This is a genomic window from Methanocalculus sp. MC3, assembly GCF_054767395.1.
Genome location: NZ_BAABMP010000005.1, coordinates 507,916 through 525,075 on the forward strand (window position 1 = coordinate 507,916; position 17,160 = coordinate 525,075).

14 protein-coding genes are annotated in these 17,160 nt (G+C 53.9%); 2 read left to right on the forward strand and 12 right to left on the reverse strand.

Translation table 11 applies throughout. From position 1 onward, the window contains the following. Window positions 1-359: 359 nt before the first annotated feature. Both ACYUBO_RS11485 and ACYUBO_RS11490 read left to right on the forward strand, forming a co-directional pair. Window positions 360-1,535 carry an AAA family ATPase gene (locus ACYUBO_RS11485; RefSeq protein WP_460374669.1) on the forward strand — a complete coding sequence of 392 codons (1,176 nt, stop codon included), beginning with the start codon at window positions 360-362 and terminating at the stop codon, window positions 1,533-1,535. A gap of 117 nt (window positions 1,536-1,652) precedes the next feature. Then, the gene (locus ACYUBO_RS11490) at window positions 1,653-3,719 is read left to right on the forward strand and encodes a histidine kinase N-terminal 7TM domain-containing protein (RefSeq protein ID WP_460374671.1); all 2,067 of its coding nucleotides are present in this window, start codon (window positions 1,653-1,655) and stop codon (window positions 3,717-3,719) included. 146 nt (window positions 3,720-3,865) lie between these two features. On the opposite strand, the gene ACYUBO_RS11495 is transcribed toward ACYUBO_RS11490, so the two are convergent. The 12 genes from ACYUBO_RS11495 to ACYUBO_RS11550 form a co-directional block, all read right to left on the reverse strand. Further along, on the reverse strand, window positions 3,866-4,966 hold the full coding sequence (locus ACYUBO_RS11495; protein WP_460374673.1) for a helix-turn-helix domain-containing protein: 1,101 nt from the start codon (window positions 4,964-4,966) through the stop codon (window positions 3,866-3,868). A 329-nt stretch (window positions 4,967-5,295) separates the two neighbouring features. Next, entirely contained in the window at window positions 5,296-5,802 is a 507-nt protein-coding gene (locus ACYUBO_RS11500) for a hypothetical protein (protein ID WP_460374675.1), read from the reverse strand. 266 nt (window positions 5,803-6,068) lie between these two features. Next, window positions 6,069-7,223, reverse strand: a complete 1,155-nt coding sequence (locus ACYUBO_RS11505; protein ID WP_460374677.1) for a Coenzyme F420 hydrogenase/dehydrogenase, beta subunit C-terminal domain — start codon at window positions 7,221-7,223, stop codon at window positions 6,069-6,071. A gap of 5 nt (window positions 7,224-7,228) precedes the next feature. Then, window positions 7,229-9,295 carry a formate dehydrogenase subunit alpha gene (gene fdhF / locus ACYUBO_RS11510; protein ID WP_460374679.1) on the reverse strand — a complete coding sequence of 689 codons (2,067 nt, stop codon included), beginning with the start codon at window positions 9,293-9,295 and terminating at the stop codon, window positions 7,229-7,231. A 487-nt stretch (window positions 9,296-9,782) separates the two neighbouring features. Further along, the gene (locus ACYUBO_RS11515) at window positions 9,783-10,949 is read right to left on the reverse strand and encodes an META domain-containing protein (RefSeq protein WP_460374681.1); all 1,167 of its coding nucleotides are present in this window, start codon (window positions 10,947-10,949) and stop codon (window positions 9,783-9,785) included. Between the two features lie 111 nt (window positions 10,950-11,060). Further along, window positions 11,061-11,681, reverse strand: a complete 621-nt coding sequence (locus ACYUBO_RS11520) for an ABC transporter permease (RefSeq protein ID WP_460374683.1) — start codon at window positions 11,679-11,681, stop codon at window positions 11,061-11,063. Continuing rightward, window positions 11,675-12,310 (reverse strand): ABC transporter permease, encoded by a 636-nt coding sequence (locus ACYUBO_RS11525; RefSeq protein WP_460374685.1) that lies wholly within the window; start codon window positions 12,308-12,310, stop codon window positions 11,675-11,677. Before ACYUBO_RS11525 ends, ACYUBO_RS11520 begins: the two co-directional genes overlap by 7 nt. A gap of 13 nt (window positions 12,311-12,323) precedes the next feature. Next, window positions 12,324-13,445, reverse strand: a complete 1,122-nt coding sequence (locus ACYUBO_RS11530; RefSeq protein ID WP_460374687.1) for an ABC transporter ATP-binding protein — start codon at window positions 13,443-13,445, stop codon at window positions 12,324-12,326. A 31-nt stretch (window positions 13,446-13,476) separates the two neighbouring features. Continuing rightward, on the reverse strand, window positions 13,477-14,385 hold the full coding sequence (locus ACYUBO_RS11535) for a glycine betaine ABC transporter substrate-binding protein (protein WP_460374689.1): 909 nt from the start codon (window positions 14,383-14,385) through the stop codon (window positions 13,477-13,479). 93 nt (window positions 14,386-14,478) lie between these two features. After that, window positions 14,479-15,114, reverse strand: a complete 636-nt coding sequence (locus ACYUBO_RS11540) for an FmdE family protein (protein WP_300331573.1) — start codon at window positions 15,112-15,114, stop codon at window positions 14,479-14,481. Then, window positions 15,098-15,931 carry an ABC transporter ATP-binding protein gene (locus ACYUBO_RS11545; protein ID WP_300331570.1) on the reverse strand — a complete coding sequence of 278 codons (834 nt, stop codon included), beginning with the start codon at window positions 15,929-15,931 and terminating at the stop codon, window positions 15,098-15,100. The genes ACYUBO_RS11540 and ACYUBO_RS11545 overlap by 17 nt, the downstream gene beginning before the upstream one ends. Further along, window positions 15,928-16,998: a FecCD family ABC transporter permease gene (locus tag ACYUBO_RS11550; protein WP_300331567.1), complete on the reverse strand. Its 1,071-nt coding sequence runs from the start codon at window positions 16,996-16,998 to the stop codon at window positions 15,928-15,930. Before ACYUBO_RS11550 ends, ACYUBO_RS11545 begins: the two co-directional genes overlap by 4 nt. Window positions 16,999-17,160: the final 162 nt, after the last annotated feature.

The window sequence follows — 17,160 nt, forward strand, 5'->3', positions numbered from 1 at the left end:
AGTATCCCCCCTTCTCCAATTATTTCGACATTTTAGAGAGAATTGAGCTCACCTAAACCGCCATTTCATCACTACCAGACAGGATGAACACCCCACAAGTACCCCACAAGTACCCCACAAGTACCCCACAGGTACCCCACAGGTACCCCGTAAGCTGATCCGCAAAATTCCCCTCCCTCTCCAATTCCCCCGACAGCCTAGAGACAATTGAAATCACATTCACTCCCCTCGCATCACCACTTTACATACTCCATGCAATTATCATGCATATCCCTGAAAACCCCCCCAACTCCCTCAATCGCCAGAATCCACTATCGTGAAAACCAGACACACCCACCAAAACCAAAGGATCAGATCACATGGCTGAACAGATATTCATCGTCGGGGGCGAGGTCGAGCCCCCCTACTTCATCGGCAGGGATGAGGAGGTGAGCCGGATCAGGCTCGATCTCCTCTCCCGGGCACAGCATAACGTCATCATCGGCCCACGCCGGATCGGGAAGACCTCGCTCCTGAAAAATCTCAGGACGAGCATCGGGAACGAGGTCCTCTTCGTCCAGGTGAACTGCCGGATGATCACCCACCCGGCCGACTTCTTCAGGATCACCTCACGGGCAATGGTCGAAGCCTATGAGGAGAAGCACCGGGCAAAGGGGCTTGCACGGAAGTTCTCTGATATCTTCAAGGCTACAATCACCCGTGCCACCCGTTCGATTGCGGAGATCGGAGGCAGTATCGAGCATATCGGAGAGATATACCTCCGGTTCCGGGAGAGCGAGGTGAGCGAATCCGAGCTCATCGAAGAGACCTTTGCATTCATCGGAAACCTGGCAGATGAGAGCAGAGAGCAGATCGTCATCGCCTTTGACGAGTTCCAGGAGCTGAGCAGATTCAATCCCGCAATCTTCAGCCTCTTCAAGACCCATATGGACAGCCGGCCGGATGTGCGGTACATCTTCTCGGGATCTTCAGTTGCACTCCTGAACAAGGTCTTCCTGAAGCCGGACTCTCCCCTCTACCTGATGGCCGCAAAAGTCCGGCTCGAGCCGATCGGAGAGGAGGCAGTCAGCAGGTACATCCGCTCCCGGCTCCTGATGCAGAAGATCACAATCACTGGCGATGCCCTTCATACCCTCTACAGCTACACTGACGGTTTCCCATTCTATTTCCAGAAGATGGGATTCTTACTGTACCAGCATGCCATCCTTGAAGGGAAAGGTTCGATCACCTCAGACGACACAGAACTCGCATTCTCCTCCATGCTTGATGAGTTCGACAGCGAGTTTGAATCACGGTACTCCTGCAAGTTCAGCAGGCAGCAGCAGGATATCCTGAAGTACCTCTCTGCCGCAAAGACCCGGAGGCTGAAAGAGATAGCGGCAGATATGGAGACGCAATCATCCTCGCTCACCGCCTCGATGAGAGATCTCACCAATACCATGACCATCGACAAGCCCGGCGAGGGGAGATATGGCATACTCGACTCTGTCTTCCGGGTATGGATTGCACGGAATATCCTCGGGAATTATGAGTAGTATCATTCACAATCGCCATCAGATGTGAGGAAATGGCGGTTTTAGCTTTTTCCAGCAATATGAGTATTTATATACGCCGATACCCCATAACCTACGTAGAAACGGGGAGATCTGACCATGGAAACCCATTCGCTCATCATCTGGATGCTCATCTTCTCTGCGATCAGTACAGCTGCCCTGGCACTCTATGGAAGCAGGCTCATTCCGGGAATCCGGATAGCACTCCCCTATACCCTCCTGATGATCGCAGCAACCGGATTTGCATCTGTAAATACACTCGAGCTCCTCTCAGAGACCCTCCAGTACAAAATTCTCTTTCATAACCTCCGTTTCCTCTTCCTGCCGTATATCGCAGTTCTCCAGATATGGCTTATCCTCGAGTACGTCAGGAAGACCGAATGGATCAGGAGAGGAATTGCACTTGCCGTCCTCGCCATTCCGGTGGCTGCCACGATCCTTGCCCTGACGAGCCCCTGGCACACCCTCTTTCGGTATAACTTCTCACTGGATTCTGCCGGCCCGGTTCCCGTCCTCGGGTATACAGAATCTGCATTCTTCCATCTCTATTCCGGGTTCTCGCTCGCACTCCTGATCGCAGGCTATGCAATCCTCTTTTACGAGAGCCGGAAGAGGCATACCCTCATTGAGATACAGACGATCCTCCTCTTTGCGGCTCTCATCATACCAAGCGTCATCACCTACCTCTTCGTCCTCGGGATCACTCCTGTTCCGGGAATCAACATGTCCGCACCGCTCTTCTGGATTAGTGCATTCCTCTTCACGATTGCACTCTTCCGGTACCGGTTCCTCGATATCATCCCGGTCGCCCGGAGCCACCTCATCGACAGGATGAGCCAGCTGATGCTCGTCCTTGACAGGGATGGGTATATCATCGATGCAAATCCAGCCGCCGCCGCATACTTTTCACTGAATACAGGACCAACCAGAAGCATCCGGATAGACGAGGCGGCTGGCAGCTGGCCGGAGTTTCTTGAGCTCTCCACAAAAGAAGAGAAGGCAACAGCAAGCCTCCAGAGAGAGACAGATACCGGAGTATGCTTCTATACCGGGACAGTGGATCTCCTCACAAGCCCCTCCGGTGAGACGGAGGGCAGGCTGATCCTTCTGCAGGACATAACACGGGAGCGGAAGGCCGAGATGGACCTCATCGAGGTCAATGATCTCTATAAACGCACGATCAACGCGATAAACGATGGGATATGGGAGTGGGATATCCGCACCGGGAAGACATTTTTCAGTCCCGTCTACTATACAATGCTCGGATACGAGCCGGGAGAATTCGAAGGATCATACGAATCATTCCTCTCACTTATCCACCCGGAAGAGAGGAAGTTCATTGATGCTGAAATAAGGCGCCAGATCAGCACAGGTGATACCTATGAACTGGAGTTTCGGGCACTCAGAAAAGATGGAGGAGTTACCTGGCTCCTCACCCGCGGGATGATCGTTGAGCGGGATCTGGAAGGAAGACCGGTTCGGGCTCTTGGAACCCACACAGATGTTTCCACAAGAAAACAGGGAGAAGAGGCATTGCGGCTTGCCAATAAGAAGCTCCAGCTCCTCTCCAGGATCACCCGGCACGACATTCTAAACCAGATCATGGTGATCCAGGGATTCCTCGATTTTGCCGGAGATCTGAGCGACGATCCCCAACTCACCCGGCATCTCGGCAGGGTGCACGATGCAGCCGATGTGATCGAGAAGCAGATCGCCTTCACCCGCGAGTACGAACAGCTCGGGGTGAAAGAGCCGATCTGGCTCCCGGTACACAATCTGTTAGAGATGAACAGGAGCGGAGATATCGCTGTTGCCTGCGACTGCGTGGGACACTCGATCTATTGCGATCCGATGATCGAGAAGGTCTTTTACAACTTAATGGACAATACCATCCGGCATGCAGAGGGGGCAACCACCGTGACAATCGGCTGCACCCCCCTTGATAGCGCCCTCTTGATCAGCTGGCAGGATAACGGCCCCGGGATCCCCGATGGCGATAAGGAGCAGATATTCATGAGGGGCTTTGGGAAGAACACAGGATTCGGGCTCTTCATCATCCGGGAGATCCTTGCGATCACCGGGATTACCATCACCGAGACCGGGGTGTATGGAGAGGGGGCACGGTTTGAGATCCTGGTGCCACGGGATGGGTACCGGCGGGAATAACCATCAGAATCTCTGAATTAAGTGAGAAAGGATGGATATCGAGAGAGCATAATAATAATCTGATTTAGCTCCCGGCTCATTCCATCCCCTCCCAGGACACTATCCGTTTCTCACACTCTTTTCGCGGAAGCCAGCGTTTTCTCTTCTCACCCACACATCTCCCCCGCTCTCGTTTTTACCTCCCCTGAACAAATCCAGTCAGTACCTTCTATCCCGTCATCTCCGATCAATTCGGCGAACCTCGATTCCGATATCATCCGTTCGCTTCGGGCATGCAGGAGCAGAAGCCTCATCTGTGTTGGGAATTCGGATGGGATCTGCTTCCCCGGCTCTATCTTTCGCCATCCGCGTATGCTGAGCTCTCTCCTGAGCCGGTCTGCTCCATCCCGCGTGATGATCCCAAGATCGAGTGCCCGGTAGATCCATGCGGCCATGCTCAGGCCGTATTTCTGCTTCAGGAGATAGAGCTCCCGGAGATCCAGCCGTGTCCGCTCCCTTCCCAGTTCACGAACTGCCACCTCTTCAGGTACCAGAAATGCTCCGGCAAACCGGTTTGCCGCCATCTCGTCAACCTTCTCTGGAATTGCTCCCGTACCTAAATCAGATTCCAGCTGCATAAGGAGATGGCCCAGTTCATGGGCAAGGCTGAAACGCTGCCTATCTCCCGGCATCTCTTTGTTCACAATGATAACCGGATGATGATTATACCAGAGGGTCAGGGCATCAAACTTCTCTGACGCAGCAAGAACACCAACCTTAATCCCATGCTGCTCAAGGACATCCATCACATTCTCGATCGGATCAAGACCAAGATCCCATTTTGTGCGGACTGACAGAGCCAGAGCTTCGATATCCTCAACATTCCGGATCCTGCATTCATCCTGAGAAGACAGATCAAGGCCTGCCTCTGCCCCGGTGATCCGCTCGATTGTCAGGTAACGCTCAAGCCAGTCCTCTGTCCTCCCGAGGATCATCGCCTCTTCCTTCTTTGTAAGGGCCTTTCTGCACCGGTACTGCGGCAGCCTCAGTGTTACGGATACTGGCCTTAGAAAAAACTCCACCTTCACGCCAAGAGCTTTTCCAAGGGCAAGCAGCATCCCGGAGCCGGGTATCACATCACCGGATTCATACTTGGAGATCGCCATCTTCGAGACCTTCACCTGGTCGGCAAGCGCCTGCTGCGAAAGGCCCGACAGTTTCCTCGCAGCCCTGATCCGCTCACCGATTATGGCCTTTGACACCATCATCACCTACCCCCTATCTTCTGATTTAGTTTACAAAAATTATAATTAATCAGGTAGAGTAAACTTACACATCAGGATATAAATACTATTCCCGAAAGGAGAGAATCAAGACAGAATTCCGTTATCCCGAATGTATGAAAGCATACATCACATGTTTCATCGGAATAAAATTCCTCATCTCCGTCGGAATAAAATTCCCCACTCTCCACCTGCAAAAGGGCATACCAGAGGAGATGCTGCCCATTCAAAATCAATAGTTTCTACACAAAAGAAAGAAAATAATCGTCTCAAAGAGGAAAAGTGAGGAGATCCCTCTCCCCTCTCCACTCCACTCAGCTCAGGGCTGCCATCTCGTCTGCCCAGTCCTCGACTGCTGCGAGGATCGCCGCATCATCGTAGCCGGTCAGCCGGACGGCCTTTCTGCCAAATGTGAGGGTATAGTTCTCGCCATTTGGATCGCGGCACTTCAGCTGGCAGGAGTACGAATCCTTGTTCTGGTCACGCTCCGGTGTCCCGCCGACTGCGGCGGTGAGTGCTGCATCTGCGAGGACGGCAGCAGCTGCCGCATTCATCCCGGCGGTTGTCCCGGCGGTGACGTTTGCTGCGCCGACCTTTTTCCCATCTCCGTCAAGGTACACGATCCGGGCGGTATACTGCTCGCGGCCCCGGACCACGCCCGCGATCGTCTCGCCGCCGGACTCGTACGGCACACAGCCGAAGGGGTTGTTCTCAAGTACATGCGCAACCACAGCCTCAAGGGCCGCGGTATCAACGAGCGGTGCCGGAAGGTCCCGGACCGCTGTCTTGTTGCTCCGTATCTGTTCGAAATCTACTGCCATTGTGGTGGCTCCTGCCGGGCAGGGGGGGCTTCTGCACAAGAAGAGGCAGCCCACCCCCCGCCTGCTCCGGCACATACTATGTCAGAAACAGGGGCAATGGGGATGAGCGGAGTCTGCGGGGCGTGAGTGTTTTATGAGGAGAGTTCTCTCTGAATCAAGGTAGAAACGACAAAGCGTAAGAAAAGGAAGAAGAACAAAAAAACCAGAGAGAGGGAGGAAATGATAAACCTCCCCGGATCGTGCCATTGTTTTCCGCACAGAAAATATTAGTTTTTATAGGGGGCAGACCCTAGTTTCGAATTGTATGTCGCATCCCCTTCCGCCCTGACCGCATGGGAGAGGAGGGCGAGCGGGATATCCATCGGGCAGAGCTCCTCGCACTGGCCGCAGTTGATACAGGAGTCAGAGATATGGGCGAACCTCCGCATGTGGAACATGGGGGATGGCGGAACCTGGCCGGTTGGGACCATCGTGGTTGCCTTCTTCAGTTCAGCTTCAATTGGAAGGCAGACCGGGCAGTTCTCGATGCAGGAGTAGCATTTGATGCACCGGGAGGTCTCTTCCTTTATGGTATCCCAGAGATCTCCTGAGAGTGCCGAGAAGTTCTTCTTCCTCCATTTCTCACCGAGCTTCAGCATTGCGCCTTCAACCTTGCTCCGGATCGCAATCCCCTTCGGATCAGCCGGGGCGGTTGCCAGTGCGCCTGAATCAGTTGCTTCTTCAACAAGGTTTGCTCCCTTCTCAGAGCAGACCTCGATGAAGGTTGCCTTTCCGGCCTTGTCACCGATGACACCCCAGTTCCCGCAGGCAAGATCCGCCTGGCGGGGAACTTTGTAGAGGCAGCGGCGGCAGTTGCTCCTCCGGCCATATCCCTCATCTTCCAGCTCATCAATGGAGATACCCTGGTGAGAACCATCTTTTTTGATGATGATGAACTGGCCCTTGTCGATCTCCTCTTTCACGACATCGGCGGGATTCGTCCCGAACTTCTCTCTGATCATCTTCGTTGCATCGACCGGAGAGACCGAGCCTCCACAGTTCAGGCCGATTAAGATCAGGTTGTCGAGATTGATCTTCTCCCGCTTTGCGAGTTCAAGGATACCCATCGTATCGCACCCTTTCACCGGCAGGGCGAGTTTCATGCCATTTGCTCCCTCGAGATATTTTGTCAGTATCTTCGAGAGGAGGAGTGTTCCGCAGTGAAGCGATCCGGACCCCTTCTCAACTTCAGCCGGATCGGTCACGATCTCAACCGTTGCATCATAGATGTCAGATCCCTTCTTTACGACAAGAACGCCATCAACCATCCTGCTCTCAAGTGCATATTTAAGAAGTGCTGTGACCGCACCGCCACACTCACCCTTTTTGACACCTTCATCTGTTGATGCCCATGCATAGAGCATATCGCCTTTTGCTACCATCGTAATCAGGCCTCCTGTATCTTCTCAATCTTTATAGCACAGGCCTTGAACTCCGGAATCTTTGCGATCGGGTCAAGTGCGTTGTTGGTCAGGATGTTTGCCGCACATTCTGCGAAGTGGAACGGCATGAACATCACACCCTTCATAATCTCCTTTGTCACGCGGGCAGGCACCTTGATCTCGCCACGGCGGGTTTTGGCAATTACCATCTCGCCGTCGACAACACCGAGATCTTTTGCATCTTCAGTATTGATCTCGATCCAGCCGGTTGGAACCTCGCTCTCAAGCGAGATTGAACGCCGGGTCATCGAACCGGTATGCCAGTGGAACAGGTTCCTGCCGGTTGTGAAGATATACGGGTATTCGGCATCCGGAACTTCGGCCGGGTACTTGAACTCGATCGGGAAGAAGACACCAAGCCCATCGGGATGTGAGAACTTGCCGATATGCAGGATCGGGGTGCCGGGGTGGTCGCCTGCCGGGCAGGGCCAGTGCAGCGCTTCGGGTTTGCGGAGACGCTCGTAGTTCATACCGCCATAGGATGGCGTGACTTTCGCTATCTCGGTGAAGACATCTTCAGCACTCTGCCAGGGGAACTGTGCTGCATATCCCATCTTTGCCGAGAGTTCGGCGAGGATCTGCCAGTCGAGTTTTGCATCGCCTGGCGGGTCCTGGGCTTTCCGCCACATCTGGACACGCCGCTCAGTCGAGGTCTGGGTGCCGTCCTTCTCTGCATAGCAGGTCGCCGGAAGCACGACATCGGCAAGCTGGGCGGTCTCGGTCAGGAAGATATCCTGGACGACGAGGAAGTCAAGGCTCTTGATTGCGTGTTCGACATGTGTCAGGTCAGGGTCGGAGAGCATCGGGTTCTCGCCCATGATGTACATCGCTTTCAGTTCACCGGGTTTCTCAGTTAGGACATCCATCATGGTGGTGACTTCATACCCGTTCTGAGGTGCTGAGATGCCATCGGGGAATCCCCAGGCGTCTGAGAACTTCTTGTGGGCGGCTTCATCGATGACCTTCTGGTACCCGGTGAAGACGACTGGCAGACAGCCCATATCACAGGCGCCCTGCACATTGTTCTGGCCACGGAGCGCGTTCACGCCGGCACCGGCTTTGCCGAGGTTGCCGGTCAGCATCTGGATGTTGGCAACGGATTTGACATTGTCCACACCGGTGGTGTGCTGCGTGATACCCATCGAGTACAGGATTGCGGTGGCACCGGATTTCGCGATCCACTCGGCGGCGGTCTTCAGCTGGTCGACCGGGATGCCGGAGATCTTCGAGACGTTCTCAAGGCTGTAGTCGGGCTTCATCACGACTTCTTTCATCGCTTCGAAGTCTTTTGTCCGGTTGGCGATGAAATCCTTGTCTTCCCAGCCATTTCTGATGATCTCCTGCATCAGACCGTTCAGAATAGCGACATCGCTGCCGGATCTAAACTGCAGGTACAGGTCAGCCTGTTTGCCGGTCGGGGTGAGACGGGGATCGGCGTAGATGATCTTCGCGCCGTTCTTCTTTGCCTGCATGACTCTCCGGCCGATCAGCGGGTGCTGTTCGAAGGTGTTGCTCCCGATGATGAAGACACATTTCGAGTCGGCGATGTCACCGATAGAGTTGGTCATTGCACCGGAGCCGAATGTCGCGGCAAGGCCGGCAACGGTCGAGGCGTGGCAGAGACGGGCACAGTGGTCGATGTGACGGGTCTTTAAGACACCACGGGCGAACTTCATGATCGCGTAGTTGTCCTCGTTCGAGGTTCTCGCGGAGGCAAGGACCGCCATCTCATCGGGCTTGTACGACTTCAGCTTCTGGGCGATGAGGTCATATGCCTCGTCCCAGCCGGCTTCGACGAACTTCCCGTCTTTCTTGATCAGCGGGGTGTTCAGACGATCTTCGCGGTTCACGAACTCGTGGGCATAGATACCCTTTGGACAGAGTTTTCCCTCATTGACAGGGGAACGCTGATAGGGGGCAACGCCCGTTACCTTGCCGTCAACGACGACGAGGTTGAATGTGCAGCCTGTCCCGCAGTACGGGCAGGTCGTTGGTACATACTTCATTTCCATAGGTTTTACCTCGGATATGTGAGAGGTGACAGATTCAGAGCTTAAAGCTGTTGATTTGTCATTCGGGCAATTTTAAAGGCGGTATTCAGGTTTACTAAACATATTTAACTTATTTTACAGGGTGCAGCAGAGGAAGCAGGAGAGGCGGCGTAAGGAGAGGGGCACTTTCCATCCGGGAGCAGATCAGATCATGAGAAGACCATTTCATGGAGGTATCGCTTTTTTGAGGTCTATTTAAAGATAATAAAAACACTTATAAGCCATGTTTTGACAGCATATAAACCAAACAGGTACTGCGCGTTGGATGGCGCCTTTATTCAACGATCAATGCGGGTTATTTGGGCAGATTGCATTCTCCGGAAAACCAATGGATTGTGAAAATATCCACAGATGCGGCGAGGCGGGATAAAGTGAAAGAACACGTAATAGCGCTATAATTTTCGAGAAAAAAGGAATGATCGATTGTGTTGATCCATCCGGAGCAGAGTTACACAATCAGGGTAAACGAGAGTATGATCCCGCAATCTGATGATGAGAGGAGAAGCCGATCCTCTTCAATCTCATACTTCGTCATCTCAGTCAGGAGTGAGAAGTACCTGCTCTCCTGATCCATCACGGATTCAGGCATACAGTAGACGAGTGTCTGGATCGGCGGCTCGATCCTCAGTCTTCCATCTTCAGAAACCTCGTATGCTGCCGAGTAACTGTTGCAGCCTCCGGTGCCGCCGACAGAACCGTTATCAAAGATTGCGGTCACTGCACGGTCTGGAAGCACCTCTGTCACGGTTCCATCTTCGGTGATCGATTCGAGCATCCACTTTCCGTTCCCAAGGGTTATTTCATTGGGTTTTGGATGAAAGACAAGCCTGGCATTTCCCTCTTCATCAAAGAAGGTGAGGGTTTCTGATCCAATCTCAAATGATGAGACCTCGCCAAGTGATGCAAGGTACTGCTGCTCCTGCTCCATCACCCCTGCTTCACCACAGTACATCTTCGTCGATCCAATCGCTCCAATTGCGATTCCGTCACCGGTAGCCTCAAAGGATCCGAAGTACCGGTTGCATCCGGCAGAGCCGCTGAGTGTCTCCTCATCAAAGACGAGGGAGATTATGGTCCCGCTCAGAACTGACGAGGCGGTTCCATCTTTCGATCCGATCGTCCCAAGCTCCCATGCCGTTCCCGGCAGGGCAGCGGCGATGGGCACCTTCTCAGGAATCTTCGCAAAGATCAGGCTCGGCACCCCGTCTGCATCAGAGAGGGTGAGGGTATCGCCATCAATCCGGACCGATGCCGCTTCCCCGAGGAGCGTGAGGTAGAGCTGCTCCTGCTCCATCACACCCGCCTCTCCGCAGTACATCTCGGTGGAGCCGATCCCCTCAACGGCGATCCTGTACTCATCAAGGGTGTAGCCGCCGAAGTAGAGGTTGCACCCGGCAGTGCCGCCGAGGCTCTCCTCATCGAAGACGAGGGTGATAGTTGTTCCCTCGACAAGGTTCACCGAGGTGATCGCAATCGCGGTCAGTTCCCATTCTGTTCCGGGGAGAGCGAGAACGGCTTTACCATCCGGGGATGGCGCCTGCTGATCCCCGACGCATCCGGCAACCGCCAGGCACGCTGCCAGGAAGAGGCATGCAAGTATCGGAAGTAACTTCATATGATCTGATCTGGCGGTGAAGATGAAAAGTTCATCGTAAACTTCAACTTTTTTCGCATCAATGAAAATCAGGGTATCTTCAAAAAGAGGGAAGCCAGGAGAGAGAAGAACTCACTCCAATCCACTCTGTCCGGATCGCGGCAGAAGCCGCCTCTCCATCCATGAGAAGGACGCATCAAGGAAGAGAGCGATCCCGATCGCAGGCAGGGCACCGGAGAGCATCTTCATCATATTCACCCCGGCAAGCCCTTCAAAGACGAGCGATCCAAGTCCGCCGCTCCCGATCATCGCTGTCAGGATCGCGACACTGTTTGCCAGGATCGCCGCAAACTTCACCCCGGCAAAGATGGCGGGATAGGCATTGGGGAGCCTGACATACCGGATGATCTCCCATTCCGAGAGGCCGATCCCCTCAGCCGAGGCTATCAGCACCGGATCAACAGACGAGAGGCCGATCCAGGTATTTTTGATGATCGGGAGGAGCGCCCGGAGGATAATCGCAACAATTGCCGGCCAGAACCCGATCCCGATTAAGGGAACCACAATCGCCACAACCGCCAGGGTCGGAACCGCCTGCATCAGGTTTGCCAGCGTCATCACGATCTTCTGGAGTGTCCTGCTATATAACGCGAGAATAGCAAGCGGAATTCCAAGGGCGATACTCACAAAGAGTGCGGTATAGGCAAGAACGATATGCTGGAAGATCGGGGTCAGCAGGAGGCCGCTCACCATGATCCAAACCTCCTCTTCAGCGAAGCCTCAATTCCACCGGCGATGCCATCCAGGATCACCGCCAGGATCCCAACCCAGATCCCGGCGACAAAGATGATATCCGGCCGGATCAGGTTGATCCCGGTCTGGAGAGGGGCACCAAGGCCCCCTGCCCCGAAGATACCGCCGAGAGTCACGATCCCCATTGTAAAGACGATCGCGATCCTGATCCCACCGGCGATCATCGGAAATGCCAGCGGAAACCTGACCTTGAGGAGGATGAATCGTTCGGAAAGGCCCATTGCCCGGCCCACCTCAAGGAGATCAGGACTCACAGAGATGAGACCGGTATAGGTGTTCCGTGCGATCGGAAGGATCGAGTACAGGACACAGGCGATGATCGTCGGGACAGTGCCGATCCCGGCAAGCGGGATGAGCAGGACGAGGAGTGCGACATCGGGGAATGTCTCAACCGCATTTAGGGAAGAGAAGACGGGAGAGGCATACCGCCTCCGCCGGTAGATGAATAAGCCAATTGCAACACCCGCTACGATCGCAGCGATAAGCGCGATAGAGAAGATCCAGAGATGCTCTATTGTCCGTTCGGTGAGGTTGTAGGTGATCCAGACAGCCGTGATCTCATCTATCACCAGAACCACCCCTTCAGACAAGCCGGCTGATCAGATCATCCGGCAGAAGCAGCCCTGCCGGCTCCCCATCCTTCATCACAAGACCCAGAGAGACGGAGGCGGCCTTCATCTCTTCAAGGGCAGAGAGGAGAGATGCATCCATGGAGAGGAAGAATGGTGGATCTGTTGCTTCCAGAACCGTTTTCACCTCATCCCTCATCTGGAGAAGGGTGGAGAGCTGCGCAACAGAGAAGGAGGAGGCTCTATCCCTCACAACGGCGATCTTTGATCCGCTCTGTACAATCACCCCGATTGCCGACTGAACCTCCATCTCTCCTGATATAATTGGAGAAGCAGGAACCATCATATCCGATACGGTGAGTGATGCGATATGCCCAAAGAGGCGATCAGATCCGACGAGATCAGAGACCATTTTGTCTGCCGGATTGAGGATGAGATCCCGCGGAGTACCAAGCTGGACGATCTGCCCTTCATGCATGATCGCGATCCGATCACCGAGCCGGAACGCCTCATTGATATCATGGGTCACAAAGACGATCGTCTTGCCGATATCCTCCTTGATCCCGATGAACTCATCCTGGAGCTGCCGCCTGAGAAGCGGATCAAGCGCTCCAAACGGCTCATCCATCAGCAGGAGGGGAGGGTTCATTACAAGGGCACGGGCAAGGCCGACCCGCTGCTGCTGGCCGCCTGAGAGCTCCTTTGGATACCGGTCCATGAACTGATCAGGGGGGAGATGGACGAGGATAAGGAGTTCTGCAACACGCGAATCGATCTCCTCCCTGCTCCACCCCTCAATTGTAGGGAGAAGACCTATATTCTCACGGATCGTCATGTGGGGGAAGAGGCCGATCTGCTGGATCACATACCCGATATTCTTCCGCAGTACAATCCCATCGATCGTCTGGGTATCAATCCCGTTGATTGCGATCGTCCCTTCATCCGGATCGATTAACCGGTTGATCATCCTGAGGGTGGTCGTCTTCCCTGACCCTGATCCCCCGATCAGGATGAGGAGTTCGCCACCCCTGATATCAAGGCTGATCCCATCAACTGCAACCGTCTCACCAAACCTCTTCCTAACTCCGTGGATATCGATCGTTTCGATACGATCAAACGGCCGTTTCAGAGTCACACCAGCTCCCTGGATCGATATGGCAAAAAAATCAGGAGGAGATTAATCCCTCCCTCCTGAGATAGTCACGGGCGATATCCCTGGCTTCACGCTTGTCATTATCAAACTCGGCATTTAATGCCCTCATCTCATCAGTATCGATCCGGTTATCGAGCAGAGAGAGGGCAGAGACGAGCCGTTCATCTGATGCGAGATCTGATCTCAGAAGAAGCATCGTCTCATAGGGAGGGAGCGCCGCCTTATCATCCTGAAGTACTCTCAGGGAATAGAGATCAACCCGTGAATCGGTGGTATATGGCGGGATCGCCTGCACCTGATCATTTGCAATCGCTTCGTACATCAGGGTCGGCGACATCGGTCTGACATCCGCAAATGTGAGACCATAGACCTCCTTCAACCCCGGAAGACCGTCTTCGCGTTCATGGAAGACGAGATCGGATCCAAAGACGAGCGTTCCGGCATGAGGCACCAGATCGCTGATGGTTCTGAGATTCTTCTCTTCGGCATATGACTCTTTGACTGCGATTGCATAGTCGTTCCTGAAGCCAAGCCTGAAGAGAACGTCAATTCCCTCTGCTGCAAGGCCGTCCTTCACCTGCTGGTAGACGAAATCCGGCTCCCAGCTCTCAGGCGGCTCAAGCTTCAACAGCTGTGAGTAGGCAGTACCGGTATATTCGACATAGACATCCACCTGCCCCCTTTTGATCCCCTCAAAAAGGGTTGCGTCATTCATACCGGACCTGATATCTGTCTGGTATCCCTCTTCCTCAAGCAGAAGGGCAATCATATTGGCAAGGATATACTGTTCATTGAACGGCTTCCCGCCGATGACAATCGTCTCTTCTTTACCGGTACCATCAGATCCCATGCACCCTGCCAGAAAGCAGGCAATGATCAGGATAGCAGCAAACCCCACATACATGAATTTTTTTCCAGACATCAGACCACAGGAGAGAGAGGAGAGGAGAGCATATAGACTTTTTTGATATCGCCGAACAAACATCCGGCCATTTAACGTGGGAAAAAAGGGATTTTAATCTGTTTTCGGCAGAGCACAGGTGGCACAGACAGTCTTGCCGTTCACCGTCTGCATCTTTGCATCCGCAACCGGCTCACCGCAGTCCGGGCAGATGACGGTGGTAAAGATCCGGGCCTTCTCTGGCGGATTGAACGAAACCTCGGTGACGGTGAGCATCTCGTCCTGCGGAATTGAGAGGACTGCCTCGGTTGCCTCTGCCATCAGCTCATAGAACCGCTTCTCTTCCGGCTCAGTCGCAGTGCCGGAGAAGACCTTCTTCCGCAGGGTATCCATCTCTTCCCTGTCTGGCGCATCGCGGTTTTTGATCAGGATCCTGACCCCTTTGTTCTTCTCACGCGAATAGAAGGTGAAGACATGCTTGCCATAATCATGGATGATCAGGTTTCCCTTCCCGGCAGTGCAGCCGGTCACAAGCTGGATTGCGTCAACACCGCAGGCATTGGTCTCGGCAACCGTCACAAGCTCCTCATCATAGGGGCGGGCAACAGAAAGCGCCTGCATTGCGGCAAGGGCGGCACGGTACCCCGTTGCTAGTCCGGGGCATGAATGGCCGTGGAATGTCACACACTCTTCAAATGCCGGGTATTTCCCGGTTGAGTCAAAATGATGGTGATCATGAGTTTCGCACATAAGTACTACCTTCTTCGTCCTGTGGTATCTTCGTTTTCTTTCCATTCCCATTTCCATTGCAGAGGCACCGGGGGATGACACAAGGAACCCCTTCAAGCTCCCCGATCATCACCGGGACGCCGTAAACCGCCTCTATCTCATCTGCGGTGATAACATTCTTATCGCCACAGGTATGGATAGACTGATCCTTTAAAAGGATGAAACGGTCTGCATACCGAAGAGCCGTATTCAGGTCATGCATCGTCATAACAACAGCAATGTTGTGCTCTGTAACGATATGGGTGATCCGATGTAAAATCTCGATCTGGTTCTTCAGGTCAAGCGCACTCGTCGGCTCGTCCAGCAGAAGGATCTTCGGCTCCTGGACAAACGCCCGTGCAATGGCGACCATCTGAAGTTCGCCACCGCTCATCTCGTCGATGTAGTGGAGGCGGAGGCGCTCGATCCCAAATGTCCGGAATGCCGCCTCGACGATCCTGAGATCCTTCTCAGAAACATTCCAGCCGATATGCGGCCTCCTGCCAAGGAGGACGGCATCAAAGCCGGTTAATCTGCCGGTCTCCACCCGCTGGGGAACATAGCCGATCCGCCGTGCTATCTCCATCAGTTCAAGCGAATCAATCATATCGCCGCAGACAGAGACCGCACCCTGCTTCGGAACAAGGATCCGGTTTAGGCATTTGAGGAGTGTTGTCTTCCCGACACCGTTTGGGCCGAGGATCGCAACAATCTCGCCTTCGTTGATGGAGAATGCAATCTCGTCGAGGATCCCCTTGTTCCGGTACATAAACTTCAGTTCATCAACATTGAGGATCATCGGTGATACCCCCGCAGCAGCAGGTAGATGAAGACCGGAGCACCCATGAACGCTGTTAAGATTGCAACCGGGAGGACATAGGGTGCGACAATCAGCCTGGCAACGGTATCAGATACAAGGAGGAGAAGGGCTCCCATCACAATCGATCCCGGAATCAGGTACCGCTGCTCATCGCCTATGATCCGCCTGACCATATGCGGGCAGACGAGCCCGACAAAACCGATCACGCCGAGGAACGAGACGAGGACAGCTGTGACAAGGGCAGCAACGATCATGCCGACATTCCTGAGCTGCTCGACATTCACCCCAAGCCCCTTTGCTGTCTCGTCACCGGCATCCATCGCATTGTAGTTCCAGCGGTTTGCGATGAAGTAGATACATGCAACGATCACAATCGCCCCCATCAGGTAGACTTCAGGCCATCCGGCACGCCCTACATCGCCGAATGTCCAGTGGACAACCGCGGCAAGCTGGGCGTCATCGCTGAAGTACTGAAGAAACATCACCCCTGCGGTAAAGAGCGAGGAGAGAGCGACCCCGGCGAGGATCACGACCTCCGGCGATGAAGCCTTGATCTTTGCGATCGCGATGATCGCAACGGTTGCGAGCATGCAGAAGATGAAGGCACAGATGGTTGTTACATAGGGATTATTGATGATCACCGCACCCGCAGTCGTCGAGGTCATCCTTCCGGTTCCAAGGAAGATGATAGCAACCGCCGCACCAAACGCACCCGCATTTGAGATACCGAGCGTAAAAGGCGAGGCAAGCGGGTTTCTCAGGATCGACTGCATCGCAACCCCGGCAACCGCAAGCCCTGCTCCGCAGATGATCGCCGCAAGCGCCTGGGGGAGACGGATATTCCAGATGATCCGATCCCACTTATCGGTGAGGTTCTGGCCGATCAGGGTCATGAAGACTTCATAGGGAGGAATTTGGACGGCCCCGACCGAGATCGAGAGGATGAGCATGAAGAAGAGGGCAAGAATCCCACCAAGTATCCAGAGAACCTTCCGGTGGGTATATTTCAGGTAATCTTCGGGGAGCTCGCCATCTGCGAAATGCAATGGATTATCCACCCCTGATCTCTGCCTGTATTGTGCCGGAGATGCCCCGGAGTCCGGCTGGTTGGTTATGGAGTAATTTAATACGAATTTTAATATTCATTATACTCCCTCAGATCAATGTAGGATAAAGGACTAAATAAGAATATCCTTTTTGAATTTGTT